The following is a 12,769-nucleotide window of genomic DNA, read 5'->3' on the forward strand; positions in this document are numbered from 1 at the left end:
CCCGGCCCCGATCCCCGCCCCCACCCCCCCCCCACCCCCCCTGCACCCTCCCCCCCCCCACCGGGGGCTCCCCCCCCCCGGCCCCGCCCCCCCCCCCGGGCGGCCCCCCCCCCCAACCCCCGGGGCGCCCCGAACCGGTTCGGATTCGGCCTGCCGGATCACCCCGGACGCACCTCGACGCGCCTCATGGGCCGACAGGTCAGACGGCGACCGCGTCCTTCCCGGCGACCGGGGAGCCGGGCGCCGCCGCGGCGGCGGGCTTCCGCATCCCCTTGAGCAGCACCACCACCGTCGTGGTGACCGCCGTGCCCGCCGCGACCGCGACCAGGTACAGGAACGGGCTGCCGATCAGCGGGAGCACCCAGATTCCGCCGTGCGGGGCACGCAGGGTGGAGCCGAGGGCCATCGACAAGCCACCGGCGGTCATGCTGCCGGCGATGCCCGCCGGGATGACCCGCAGCGGGTCGGCCGCCGCGAACGGGATCGCGCCCTCAGTGATGAACGAGGCACCGAGCACCCAGGCCGCCTTGCCGTTCTCCCGCTCCTCGGGACTGAAGAGCCTGCTCCGGACGACGGTCGCCAGGGCCAGGCCGAGCGGCGGGGTCATGCCGGCAGCCATCACGGCAGCCATCACCTTGAGGCTGCCGGCATCCGGGGTGGTCCCCGCGGTGGTGAGCGCACCGGCCGCGAAGGTGTAGGCGACCTTGTTGAGCGGACCGCCCATGTCGAAGGCCATCATCGCGCCGAGCAGCGCGCCGAGCATGATCGCGTTGGAGCCGGAGAGGCCGTTCAGCCAGTCGGTCAGGCCGGTCATCGCCGAGGCGATCGGCGAGCCGACCACCACGAACATCAGGAAGCCGACCACGGCCACCGACAGCAGCGGGATCACCACGACCGGCATGATGCCCCTGATCGCCCGGGGCATGTTCCAGCGGATCATCCACAGCACCAGGAAGCCTGCGACCAGGCCCGCCACGATGCCGCCGAGGAAGCCCGCGCCGACCGCCACCGACACGGCACCCCCGGCGATGCCGGCGGCCAGTGCCGCCCGGTCCGCGATCGCCCAGGCGATGTACCCGGAGAGGACCGGGACCAGGAAGCCGAACGAGGTCTTGCCGGTCTGGAACAGCATCGCCGCCCAGCTGTGCGAGGAGGTCCAGTCGAAGTGGCCCAGCACGGATGGCGCGGAGGCGATCTGGTAGCCGCCGATCGCGAAGGCGAGGGCGATCAGCAGACCGCCGGCCGCGACGAACGGAATCATGTAGCTGACGCCCGTCATCAGGTACGTGCGCAGCCGCTGGGCCCAGTGCTCACCCGGCGCGCTCGCGGTGACAACCGGGGCGGGAGCGGTGAGCGCGGCAGTGGTGGGACGGGTGCCGGCGCCGGTGACCAGCCCGGCGGCCTGCGCGATCAGGTCGTCGGCGCGGTTGACGCCGGCCTTGACGCCCACGTCCACGGTCGGCTTGCCGGCGAAGCGGGCCCGGTCCCGGATCTCGACGTCATGGGCGAAGATCACCGCATCGGCTGCCGCGATCACCTCGGGGTCGAGCGGCGTCGTCCCGGCCGAGCCCTGGGTCTCGACCTGGATCCGCGCGCCCGCCCGGGCGGCGGCGAGCTCCAGGGCCTTGGCGGCCATGTAGGTGTGGGCGATGCCGGTCGGGCAGGAGGTGACCGCGACCAGCCGCAGCCCGCTGTCGGCAGCGGTCGGCTGGAGAGTAGCAGGCGTCTCCGGAGCAGGGACCGCCTCCTTTGCAGCGACCGGTGCCTCCTCACCGTTGATCCGCGCCGCGACCGCGCTCGGGTTCTCGGCCTCGCGCAGGGCGCCGGTGAAGGCGGGGTCCATGAGCCGGCGGGCCAGCGCGGCGAGGATCTGCAGGTGGGTGTCGTCCGCACCCGCCGGTGCCGCGATCATGAAGATCAGGTCGGCTGACCGTCCGTCCGGGGCGTCGAAGTCGACACCCCTGGCGCTGCGGCCGAAGGCCAGGCTCGGCTGCGTGACGTGGGGCGATCTGCAGTGCGGGATGCCGATCCCGTCGCCCATCCCGGTCGGGGCCTGGGCCTCGCGGGCGGCGATGTCGGCGAGGAAGCCCTCGAGGTCGGTGACCCGGCCCTCGGCGACCAGCCGCTGCGCGAGGACGCGCAGGGCTTCGCTCTTGTCCTCGGGGGCGAGGTAGAGGTCAACGAGTGCGGGTGTGATCAGTCCGCTGGTGTCGCTCATCGTGTCGGTCCTTCGACTGGTGCCTGACGGTGTCCCTTGCCCCCGGGAAATTGCCGCCCTTCCCGTCCCACACGGTCGGGCGTGCTGCCTCCGGCGGTGAACGCCGGAGGACGTTCTCAACCGCTGAGCGGTCGGTCGAGCGGGAGGTCCGCCGTCACGACCACCACGGCCGGGTCCAGATCGGCCGGGGTCGGCATGACGCTCCCCGGCAGTTGTACGGCGGCGGCGCCGTGCGCCAGTGCCGCCGCGAGCGCCTCGGGGCCGGTGCCGCCCGCGCCGAGGAAGCCCGCGAGTGAGGCGTCGCCCGCGCCCACGTCGCTGCGGACGGCGGCGACCGGCGCTCTGCCGTACCAGCGGCCCTCCCCGGCGATCAGCAGCATCCCGTCCGCACCGAGGCTGGCGAGGACCTGCTGGGCGCCGCGCTCGCGCAGCTCCTCGGCCGCGTCCACGGCGTCAGCGATGGTGAGGACCGGGCGGCCCACGGCCTCTGCGAGTTCCTCCCGGTTGGGCTTGACCACGTCGGGACGGGCCGAGAGCGCGGCCAGCAGCGCGGGGCCGGAGGTGTCCAGGGCGATCCGGGCACCGCCCGAGTGCACCTGGGCAACCACCTCGGCGTACCACTCGGGTGCCAGTCCGCGCGGCAGGCTGCCGCAGCAGGCGAGCCAGTCCACGTCGTTCCCGGTGCCCTGTCCGACGTCCTGTCCGGTCCTCTGGACGTCGCGGACGAGCGCCAGCAGTGCGGCGGACTCGGCGGCGCTGAGCTCGGGGCCCACCGCGTTGATCTTCGTGAGGCTGCCGCCGTCCTCGGCGATCGAGACGTTGATCCGGGTGTCGCCCGCGATCGCGACCGCCGCGACATCGATGCCCTGGCGGCGCAGCAGGTCGGCGAGCAGTTGCCCGGAGAGGCCGCCCAGGGGGAGGACGGCGCTGGTGCGGTGGCCGGCGGCCGTGAGCGCGCGGGAGACGTTGACGCCCTTGCCGCCGGGGTCGAGTCGGTCATGCGAGGCCCGGTTGACCTCGCCCGGGACGAGGGTTCCCAGTTCGTAGGTGCGGTCGAGGCTGGGGTTGGGGGTGATGGTGACGATCATGCGCGGATGACTTCCGGTCCGTGGTTCTCGATCTCGGCGGTCTGCTCGTCGGTCAGCCCGGTGTCCGTGACCAGCACGTCCACCTGGTCCAGCGAGCCGAAGCGGGCGAAGTGACGGGCGCCGTACTTGGAGGAGTCGGCCACCAGGACCACCCGCCGGGCAGCGGCGAGCATGGCCCGCTTGACGGCCGCCTCGGCGAGGTCCGGCGTCGAGAGGCCGCCCTCCGGTGAGAAGCCGTTGGTGGCGACGACCGCGACGTCCGCGTGGATGTCCGCCAGGTCGCGCAGCGCCCACGCGTCGACGGCGGCCTGGGTGCTGTGGCGCAGCCGACCTCCGACCAGGTGGAGGGCGAGCCCGCGGTGGTCGGCCAGCCGGGCGGCGACCGGGAGGGCGTTGGTGACGACGGTGAGCGTGCAGTCGGCGGGCAGCAGGCCGGCCAGCCGCGAGACGGTCGTGCCGGCGTCGAGGATGACGCTGCCCTCGCTGGGCAGCAGGGCCAGGGCTGCCCTGGCGATGCGTTCCTTCTCGGCCGCGGCCGTGGAGTCGCGCTCGGCGAGGCCGGGCTCCAGGTGCAGCGCGCCGGCGGGCAGCGCGCCGCCGTGCACCCGGTGCAGCAGACCGGCCCGGTCGAGGGCGCTCAGGTCACGCCGGATGGTCTCCTGCGTCACGCCGAAGTCCTCGGCCAGCGTCGGCACGTCCACCCGGCCCTGCTCCTGGGCGAGGCGGAGGATCTCTTGCTGCCGCTCGGGTGCATACATGTGGGATTGGGTCCGTTTCATGTCTGTTCGCGCTTGGTTCAGGCCGACCATACGCGCTCGGAGCGGAAAAGCAAGAGGTCGTACCGGCTTTTGCCGTCATCTTTGAGTTTGCCCGAACGTGTTGACACCACTTACGGATCGGGCATAGAACCAATCAAAACAACACGCTAACGGGCGTGAAACCACAGAATGCCTGGTCTCCGCTACCGCCCCCGTACCGCGGAGACCGGCTCCCCTCGGCTCACTCCCGCTCACCCTCCGCGCGGGGCCACTGTGCCCCTCGTCCGCCGACCCGGCTCCCACCCGGGTCGGCGCTTCCCTCTCCTCAAGGACTCCCATGCACTCGATCCAGGTCACCGTCGGATCCCGGAGCGGCCTGCACGCCCGCCCGGCCTCGCTGTTCGTCCAGGCCGCCGCCCGCCAGCCGGTCAAGGTCACCGTCGGCCGCCCGGGCCAGGCCCCGGTCGACGCCCGCAGCCTGCTCTCCGTCCTCGCCCTCGCTGCCGGTCGCGGCGAGACCCTGGAGCTCACCGCCGCCGGCGACCAGGCCCAGGACTCGCTGAAGGCGCTCGCCGACCTGCTCGCCTCCGACCTCGACGCAGCGGCATGAGCGCTCCGATCCGCGGGATCGGCGTCGGTACGGGCAGCGCGGCAGGCCCGGTCGCCCGGATGGCGCCCGCACCCGCGCTGCCCGCCCCGAGGCCCGTCCCCGACCCGACGGCCGAAGCGGCCGCGGTCCGTGCCGCCCTCACCGCGGTCGTCACCGACCTGGACGAGCGTGCCGCCCGCGTGAGCGGCCCCGCCTCCGAGGTGCTCGCCGCGCAAGCCATGATGGCCGCCGACCCCGTCCTCGCCGACGAGGCGGCCGCGCTGGTCCAGCGGGGCACCGACGGCGCCCACGCGCTCGCCACCGCCTTCGACGGCTTCCGCGCCGCACTGCTCGCCGCCGGCGGTCACTTCGCGGAACGCACCGCCGACCTGGACGACCTCCGCGACCGCGCAGTGGCGCACCTGCTCGGCCTGCCCGCACCCGGCCTGCCGGACCCCGGGCACCCGTACGTCCTGGTCGCCGACGACCTGGCACCCGCCGACACGGCGCTGCTCGACCCTGCCCGGGTGCTGGCCCTCGTCACTGTCCGCGGCGGACCGACCAGCCACACAGCCATCCTCGCCAAAGCCCTCGGCGTGCCCGCCGTGGTCGGCTGCGCCGACGCCATTGAGCTGGAGGACGGCCTGCACGTCCTGGTGCACGGCGCGGACGGCGTGGTCGAACCCGACCCGAGCCCGGAGGCGCTCCGGCTGGCCACCGAGCGTGACCGCCGCCGCCGCGAGCTGTCTGCCGGGGTCCGGGGGCCGGGCCGCACGGCGGACGGCCACCCGGTCGCGCTGCTGGTCAACCTCGGTGCGCCGCACGAACTGACCGGCGCTGCTGCCGCCGACTCGGAGGGCGTGGGCCTGTTCCGCACCGAGTTCCTCTTCCTGGACCGTACCGAGGCACCCGGCCGCGCCGAACAAGCCGCCGCCTACCGGAAGGTCTTCGCGGCCTTCGCCGGCCGCCGGGTGGTCGTCCGCACACTCGACGCGGGCGCGGACAAACCGCTGCCCTTCGTCACGGCCGCCGACGAGGAAAACCCGGCGCTGGGCGTCCGCGGACTGCGGACGGCCGCCCGCGACCCCCAGCTGCTGGAGACCCAGCTCGCCGCGATCGCCGAGGCCGCCACGGACGGCACCGCGCAGGTCTGGGTGATGGCCCCGATGGTGTCGGTCCCGCGGGAGGCCGCCGAGTTCGCCGCCCGGGTCCGCGCGCACGGCCTGCCGCTGGCCGGAGCGATGATCGAGGTCCCGGCAGCTGCCCTGCGGACCGACCGGCTGGCCGAGGTCTGCGACTTCTTCAGCATCGGCACCAATGACCTGGCCCAGTACACCTTCGCGGCCGACCGCATGCTCGGCTCCCTCGCCGAGCTGCTCGACCCGTGGCAGCCGGCCCTGCTGACGCTGGTCGCGACCGCCGCCCGGTCTGCCGCCGAACACGGCCGTCCGCTCGGGGTGTGCGGCGAAGCCGCTGCCGACCCGGCCCTCGCCATGGTCCTGGTCGGCCTCGGCATCACCAGCCTGTCGGCCGCCCCCGCCTCGCTCCCCGAGGTGCGGGCCGCACTGGCTGCCCACACCCTCGCGGAGTGCCGCGAGCTCGCCGACCTGGCCCTGCACGCCGACGACGCCGACGATGCCCGCAGCAAGGTCCGGTCAAGGATCGCCGGCGGCGGCTGATCCACTCCTTCGGGGCGCCGGACCCGGCCCGTCGACCGCGATCGGACGGGCGGCGGCGGGCTCGGCGCCCCGAGCAGTCGGGGCGCGGTCGGTCAGCCCGGTGAGACCGGTGAGAGTCTCACACGACCGGCGACCGGCGCGGGCCGGCACGGGCCGAGGGAGTCGGCGGTCACGGGTCAGCCCCCGTGCGCGGTGAGGGTGTAACCCTCGGGGCCTTCGAAGGAGAAGGTCGGCCCGAACGGGCTGTCAACCGTGGGGGTCAGGATCCTGACGCCCGCGGCGGCCAGGCGCGCCCGGCCCGCCTCACCAAGGAGGGCCGCGCGCGCCTGGCCGCCGTCCAGGACGCCGTCTACGCCATCGAGCGACACATGACGGCAGCGATCCCGCCCGAGCGCGTGGCGGCACTGCTCACCGACCTCGACTGCATGGCGGCGGCTCTGGAACAGTGACCGGCCGTCAGGATCATCACCGATCGGGAAGCCGACCCAGAAGCGGCACTGTCCTCAGGCCACAGCCGCGCCGCTGCCGGCGATGACCTCGGGCCGCAGCAGGGCCGCAAGCTGCTCCGCCGGGAGCAGGCGCTTGAGCACTCCGAACATCTGGACGAACGCGCCGCAGTCCTGGGTGGCTTCGATCAGGTTGGCCGCGGTGACCAGGGGCAGCCCGGTGATGTCGGCGAGGTGGCTCCGGGCGGATTCGGCGTACCCGGCGGGGGGCGTTGAGGCCGGTGCCGATCGCGGTCGCGCCGAGGTTGAGTCTCGTGGATCAACTCGACGGCCTCCGCCGGTCGGCCGCGGTCCTCGTCGAGCATGACGGCGAAGGCGGAGAACTCCTGCCCGAGCGTCATCGGCACGGCATCCTGCAACTGTGTGCGGCCCATCTTCAGCACGCCGCGGAACTCGACGGATTTGCGGGCGAAGGCGTCCTGGAGGACGGCCAGCGCGTCGATCAGGTACGGGTAAGCGGAGATGTGCCCGTGATGGGGAAGTTCTCGGTGGCGCGCAGGGTATGGACGCCCCCGTAGGCGTCGGCGGGGGCGTCGCGGTCCCCGAGCAGGTCGTGTTCGCTGCGGGTGGCGGCGGTCATGGGTGTGCGGGTCCTCTTCTCGGAGTGGTGGGTCGGGTCACGCGGGGGCGAGCAGGGCCGACGGGTCCAGCGCCGCCACCGGCCGCACGCCGCCGACGGGCCGGCCGCCGCCGATCGCCGGCTCCCCCGCGAACCCGGCCAGCAGCCGGGGGTCGACTCCCGCCAGCGCCAGGGCGGCCGCCGCCACCGGGATGCGTGCCCGGTTCGCCCCGTCGGCGATCTTCAGGGCGACGGCGCGGCCGTCCGGCAGCGCTGCGATCTGGACGCCCTCGAAGCCGTCCTTGGCGAGCAGCCCGGGTACCGCGCGCATCAGCTCGGCCACGTCCCGCCCCGCACCGGAGGCCATCTCCGGGTGCGTGCGCAGCGCGTCCGCCACCCGGAATTCAGGGGTCCCGGGCGCGCCGGTGGCGATGCGCGCGGCTGCGCGGGCCAGGCCGTGCAGGGAGACGGCGAACAGGGGGGTGCCACAGCCGTCCACGGTGGCGCGCGCGATGCGCTGGCCGGTGAGGTCCTCCACGACTTCCGCGATCATCCGCTGGAGCGGGTGCTCAGGGGCGTCGTAGTCCTGTAGCGGCCATCCGTTGAGCTTGCAGAGGTGGAGCATCGCGGCGTGCTTGCCGGAGCAGTTCTGGGCGAGCCGGGAGGGCGGGCGGTCCTCCCGGATCCAGGTGTCGCGGACGGCCGGGCCGTACGGCAGGTCAGGGACGTTGCGCAGGTCGTCCTCGGTGAGGCCGGCAAGCGCCAGGATCCGCCGGGCACCGGCGAGGTGGCGTTCCTCGCCGGAATGGCTGCCCATAGCGAGGGCGAGTAGTTCGCCGTCGAGCGGCAGTCCCGCCCGGACCATGGCGACGGCCTGGACGGGCTTGAGGGCCGATCGCGGGTAGCACGCGGCCTCCGCGTCGCCGAGGTGGAACCGGAGCTTGCCGTCGCCACCGAGGACGACGACGGAACCGTAGTGGGTGCTCTCGACCACGCCGCCCCGGGTGACGTGGGCGACGGGCGCGTGGCGGGGCTCGCGGATCGCGGGCGCGTCCGCGAGGGGGCTGGTGAGCATGACTGCCTCGATCGGTGATGGCTTGGGACTGCTGACCTGTGTGCCTGGGGGCGGCGGGCCCGGGCGGACGCGCGGTGGCTCTGCGGGTCCCCCGGGCCGCCCGGGTTCAGTCGTCGGCTCCGGCGGCGGTGCGCGCGATGCGCCCGCGGATCGCGTACCAGCCGGCGACGAGTGCCGCAGCGATGAGCGGTACGCACAGCACGGTGGTGCGTCCGGCGCCGCCGTCGGCGTACATGAGGACCAGGACGGCAGCGAGGAAGGCCAGCGTCACGAGTTCGGTCCAGGGCGAGCCGGGCAGGCGGTAGCCGGGCCGGGTCAGTTCGCCGGCCGTGGTCTTCCGCCAGAACAGGAGGTGGCAGACCATGATCATGCCCCAGGTTGCGATGATGCCGATGGCCGCGAGGTTGAGCACGATCTCGAACGCGTCGGCGGGGACCACGAAGTTGAGGCCGACACCGAGGACGCACATGCCGCTGGTGAGCAGGATGCCGCCGTAGGGCACCTGGGTGCGGCTCATCCGTGCGGTGAAACGCGGGGCCGATCCGTTGACGGCCATGGAGCGCAGGATGCGGCCGGTGGAGTAGAGGCCGGAGTTGAGCGAGGACATCGCCGCGGTGAGGACGACCAGGTTCATCACACTGCCCGCCGCCGGGATACCGATGTGGGAGAGCACCGTCACGAAGGGACTCTGGCCGGAGGTGTACTTGTTCCACGGCATCAGCATCGACAGCAGCACGACCGAGCCGACGTAGAACAGGCCCACGCGCCACATGATCGAGTTGATCGCCTTCGGCATGATCTTCTCGGGGTTCTCGGTCTCCCCGGCCGTCACGCCGACCAGTTCGACGGAGGCGTAGGCGAAGACGACGCCCTGGATGATCAGCAGCATCGGCAGCAGGCCGTTGGGAAAGATCCCACCGTTGTCGGTGATCAGGGACGGACCGGGTACGACGCCGTCGACCGGGTGCTGGGTGACGAGCAGGAAGATCGCGATTCCCATGAAGACGACCAGGGCGCTGACCTTGACGATGGCGAACCAGAACTCCAGTTCGCCGAAGAACCGCACCGAGATGAGGTTCACGGTGAGGACCACGGCCAGGGCTATGAGCGCGATCACCCACTGCGGGACGCCGGAGAACAGGTGCCAGTAGTGGGTGTACGTGGCGACGGCGGTGATGTCGGCGATGCCGGTGGTCGCCCAGTTGAGGAAGTACATCCAGCCGGCGGTGTACGCGCCCTTCTCCCCCAGGAACTCCCGGGCGTACGACACGAAGGCGCCGGAGGACGGGCGGTACAGGACCAGCTCGCCGAGCGCTCGCACGACGAGGAACGCGAAGACGCCGCAGATGGCGTACGCGACGAACAGGGAGGGCCCGGCGTCGGCGAGCCGTCCGCCCGCGCCGAGGAACAGCCCGGTGCCGATGGCACCGCCGATGGCGATCATGTTGACGTGCCGGGCTTTCAGGGACTTGCTGTAGCCGGTGTCGCCGGCGTCGACGTGACGGGTCGTGGGGCGCTTCTCGTCTTTGAGGAACTGCTCGCTCACGCCTCGGCTCTGCCTTCTCTTGAGGTGTCCGCGCGCTGGGGGCGCACGATGTCGGTGAGGGTGGCCTCCACGCGGTGGAGGTGGTGGGACATCGCCTCGACGGCGTCGGGCTCGGAACCGTCGATCAGGGCCTCGACGATCGCCCGGTGCTCGCAGTTGGACTGCTCGCGCCGACCGCCGAGTTCGTTGAGGAGGGTCGACTGACGCGCCAGTGCGTCACGGATCTCCTCGATCACCCGGCGGAACACCGGGTTGCCGGAGGCCTCGGCCACCGCCAGGTGGAACACGGTGTCCAGGGCGACCCACGCGGTGGTGTCGGTCTCCCGCTCCATCCGGTCGAGCAGGTGGGCCAGGTGGTCCAGGTCCTCCGGGGTCCGGCGCAGCGCCGCGTAGCCGGCGACCGGGATCTCGACGTGCCGGCGCACCTCCAGGAGGTCGCTGGCCGCGTAGTCGCCGAAGGTGGGGTCTTCGACCGTGTTCGCCACGACGAAGGTGCCCTTGCCGGTCTTCGAGACCGTCAGGCCCATGGCCTGCAGGGCACGAAGTGCCTCCCGCAGCACGGGCCGGCTGACCTCCAGGGTCCGGCACAGCTCTGCTTCCGAGGGGAGCTTGTCCCCCACGGCGTACTGACCGCGCTCGATGGCGCTGCGCAGGTGGCTGAACACCGCTTCCATCGCGCTGACGCGCCGCGGAATCGGACCACCTGTCTGGCTGTCTGACAGGTTCACGGGGTGATCTTCCGGGTCGGAGCGCAGTGGTGTCAAGACACCGGGCTCGACGGAACGACGTCCGGCGCACTCCGCCGAGCGCGCACCTTGCTCTCGGCGGTGCGATCAGGAGCCGGGTTCGACGTGGCCCTGGCAGCAGCCACCAGGGCGTGCACCACCGCCGAATCGAAAGCCATTTCGGGGTGCCACTGCACGCCGACCACGAAGCGGTGCCGGGTGCTCTCGATCGCCTCGACGGTGCCGTCCGCCGTGCGGGCGCCCACGATCAAGCCGGCCCCGAGGGACTCCACCGCCTGATGATGGTGCGTGGCGACCTGGCGGGTCCCCGGAAGGAGCGCGCCGATCCGCGTCCCCGGCACCGTGGTGACGGCATGGGGGGAGAAGTGGCCGCCGTGCAGGTTGTGCCCGTGGTGACCCACGGTTTCGGGGAGGTGCTGGATCAGGGTTCCGCCTGCGTGCACGTTCATCAACTGCATTCCGCGACATACTCCCAGCACCGGCATGTCACGCGTGAGAGCCTCGGCCAGCACGGCCCACTCCCACCGGTCGCGCTCGTGCACCGGCGGTCCCGTGCACGGATGCGGCCGCGCCCCGTACAGCGCGGGATCCACGTCCTCGCCGCTGGTCAGGACGATCGCGTCCAGCCGCGCGACGACATCGGCCGCGGCTTCCGGCGCGTCCGGCGGCAGCAGGACCACGCGGCCGCCCGCCGCCTGGAGACAGCTGATGTACGCCGCGGGCAGCAGCGCGGCGGGCAGCTCCCACTCCCCCCACTGAGCGTCGGCGAGGTAGGTGGTCAGTCCGATGAGTGGCTTGGGCATACCACTTCCTTTCAGGGGCGGGAGTCGATCGTCGACGGCCGTCTCCTCCGCGGCCCACCGCCCGACGGACGCGCGGTAAGGAGGGCTGCGGAAGAGGGGGTGCACGGCCCCCCGGCGCACGAACGCGCCCGACGAGGGAGATGGTGTGGCACGGACCCGGGGGCGGAGGCTTGCGCATTCGGGCCGCGAGCAAGAATCCTGCTGCCGTTCATGCTTAAGCACAAGAAAAGACATCTTCGCGACAGATAAGTGAGCCTTAACTCCGTGCAGAGACTCGACCCCCGGTTGCTCGCCACCCTCGAAGCAGTGGTCCGCCACCGCTCCTTCAACGCCGCCGCACGCGAGCTGGGCTACAGCGCGCCCGCCGTCTCGCAACAGATCGCCGAACTCGAACGCCGCGCCGGCCTCATCCTGATCGAGCGCCGCCCCGTACGCGCCACCCCGGCCGGCATGGTCCTCCTCGACGCCGAACAGCGCGTCCGAAGCGCACTGGCGGCGGCGTCCGTGGAACTCGACGCCATGCGTGCGGGCACTGCCGGACGGATCAGGCTCGGCGCCTTCGCCTCCGCCGCCGCCGGCATCGTCCCGCAGGCGCTGGCAGAGCTTCACGCGACCTATCCCGATGTGCAGGTCAGCCTCTCCCAAGTGGAGCCCGAGGCCGGCTACAGCCGGCTCAAGCGGGGAGACATGGACCTGGCCCTCAGTTACGACTACGACTTCATCCCGATGCCACCGCCCCGGGCGCTGCGCCGAACGCTGGTCGCACGGGACCCGGTCGTAGCGGTGGTCCCGGCCGACCACCACCTCGCCGGCCGGGACGTCATCGACCTGGCCGGCCTCGCGTCCGAGACGTGGATCGCAGCTCCGGAGGCCGCGTTGCGCCTGGAACTGCTCGCTCAGATGGCCAAGACCCCGGGCTTCCAGGCCCGCCTGGAATACGACGGCGACGACTTCAACACCGTGCTCGGCTTCGTGGCCGCCGGCCTGTGTGTCGCCGTCATGCCGCGCCTGGCCCTCCCCCCGGGGAGCACCCAGGTCGTCGCGCGCCCCCTCGCCGACCCGGAGCTGACGCGCTTCATCTACACGGTCCGCATCGACACCCGGCACGCCCCGCGCGCCCTCCTGGCTCTGGAACGGATGCTCGCCGCGCAGGCACTGGCCGCCCTCTCATGAGCGGCGGCAACACCTGACGGTTCGGAGCG

11 protein-coding genes and 1 pseudogene are annotated in these 12,769 nt (G+C 72.7%); 4 read left to right on the forward strand and 8 right to left on the reverse strand.

Annotated elements, in window-relative coordinates:
• Positions 1 to 199: 199 nt before the first annotated feature.
• From ACIRYZ_RS33650 to ACIRYZ_RS33660, 3 genes are all read right to left on the reverse strand, one after another.
• A complete protein-coding gene (locus ACIRYZ_RS33650) occupies positions 200 to 2,218 on the reverse strand; it encodes a fructose-specific PTS transporter subunit EIIC (RefSeq protein ID WP_402951763.1) in 2,019 nt (672 codons plus the stop codon).
• 116 nt (positions 2,219 to 2,334) lie between these two features.
• Positions 2,335 to 3,306 carry a 1-phosphofructokinase gene (pfkB, locus tag ACIRYZ_RS33655; RefSeq protein WP_402951765.1) on the reverse strand — a complete coding sequence of 324 codons (972 nt, stop codon included), beginning with the start codon at positions 3,304 to 3,306 and terminating at the stop codon, positions 2,335 to 2,337.
• Positions 3,303 to 4,064 (reverse strand): DeoR/GlpR family DNA-binding transcription regulator, encoded by a 762-nt coding sequence (locus ACIRYZ_RS33660; protein WP_402951768.1) that lies wholly within the window; start codon positions 4,062 to 4,064, stop codon positions 3,303 to 3,305. Before ACIRYZ_RS33660 ends, pfkB begins: the two co-directional genes overlap by 4 nt.
• A gap of 337 nt (positions 4,065 to 4,401) precedes the next feature.
• Here ACIRYZ_RS33660 and ACIRYZ_RS33665 point away from each other — a divergent pair, with 337 nt between their 5' ends.
• The 3 genes from ACIRYZ_RS33665 (at position 4,402) to ACIRYZ_RS33675 (ending at position 6,781) form a co-directional block, all read left to right on the forward strand.
• Positions 4,402 to 4,674 carry an HPr family phosphocarrier protein gene (locus tag ACIRYZ_RS33665; protein WP_396251470.1) on the forward strand — a complete coding sequence of 91 codons (273 nt, stop codon included), beginning with the start codon at positions 4,402 to 4,404 and terminating at the stop codon, positions 4,672 to 4,674.
• Positions 4,671 to 6,332 carry a phosphoenolpyruvate--protein phosphotransferase gene (ptsP, locus tag ACIRYZ_RS33670; RefSeq protein ID WP_402951771.1) on the forward strand — a complete coding sequence of 554 codons (1,662 nt, stop codon included), beginning with the start codon at positions 4,671 to 4,673 and terminating at the stop codon, positions 6,330 to 6,332. Before ACIRYZ_RS33665 ends, ptsP begins: the two co-directional genes overlap by 4 nt.
• Before the next feature lie 185 nt (positions 6,333 to 6,517).
• On the forward strand, positions 6,518 to 6,781 hold the full coding sequence (locus ACIRYZ_RS33675) for a hypothetical protein (RefSeq protein WP_402951774.1): 264 nt from the start codon (positions 6,518 to 6,520) through the stop codon (positions 6,779 to 6,781).
• 126 nt (positions 6,782 to 6,907) lie between these two features.
• Here the strand turns inward: ACIRYZ_RS33675 and ACIRYZ_RS33680 are convergent.
• From ACIRYZ_RS33680 to ACIRYZ_RS33700, 5 genes and pseudogenes are all read right to left on the reverse strand, one after another.
• Positions 6,908 to 7,418 (reverse strand): annotated as a pseudogene (locus tag ACIRYZ_RS33680) (lyase family protein); the annotation flags it as partial.
• A gap of 37 nt (positions 7,419 to 7,455) precedes the next feature.
• Complete coding sequence (locus tag ACIRYZ_RS33685; protein WP_402951776.1) at positions 7,456 to 8,472, reverse strand: asparaginase; 1,017 nt, start codon at positions 8,470 to 8,472, stop codon at positions 7,456 to 7,458.
• A 106-nt stretch (positions 8,473 to 8,578) separates the two neighbouring features.
• Positions 8,579 to 10,018, reverse strand: a complete 1,440-nt coding sequence (locus ACIRYZ_RS33690; protein WP_402951779.1) for an amino acid permease — start codon at positions 10,016 to 10,018, stop codon at positions 8,579 to 8,581.
• Complete coding sequence (locus tag ACIRYZ_RS33695) at positions 10,015 to 10,692, reverse strand: FadR/GntR family transcriptional regulator (RefSeq protein WP_402951782.1); 678 nt, start codon at positions 10,690 to 10,692, stop codon at positions 10,015 to 10,017. Before ACIRYZ_RS33695 ends, ACIRYZ_RS33690 begins: the two co-directional genes overlap by 4 nt.
• Positions 10,693 to 10,778: 86 nt before the next feature.
• A complete protein-coding gene (locus ACIRYZ_RS33700; protein ID WP_402951784.1) occupies positions 10,779 to 11,567 on the reverse strand; it encodes a gamma-glutamyl-gamma-aminobutyrate hydrolase family protein in 789 nt (262 codons plus the stop codon).
• Positions 11,568 to 11,831: 264 nt separating this feature from the next.
• Here ACIRYZ_RS33700 and ACIRYZ_RS33705 point away from each other — a divergent pair, with 264 nt between their 5' ends.
• Entirely contained in the window at positions 11,832 to 12,740 is a 909-nt protein-coding gene (locus ACIRYZ_RS33705; protein WP_402951786.1) for a LysR family transcriptional regulator, read from the forward strand.
• Positions 12,741 to 12,769 lie beyond the last annotated feature (29 nt).

This window comes from Kitasatospora sp. NPDC101155 (assembly GCF_044768305.1).
Taxonomy (GTDB): Bacteria; Actinomycetota; Actinomycetes; order Streptomycetales; family Streptomycetaceae; genus Kitasatospora.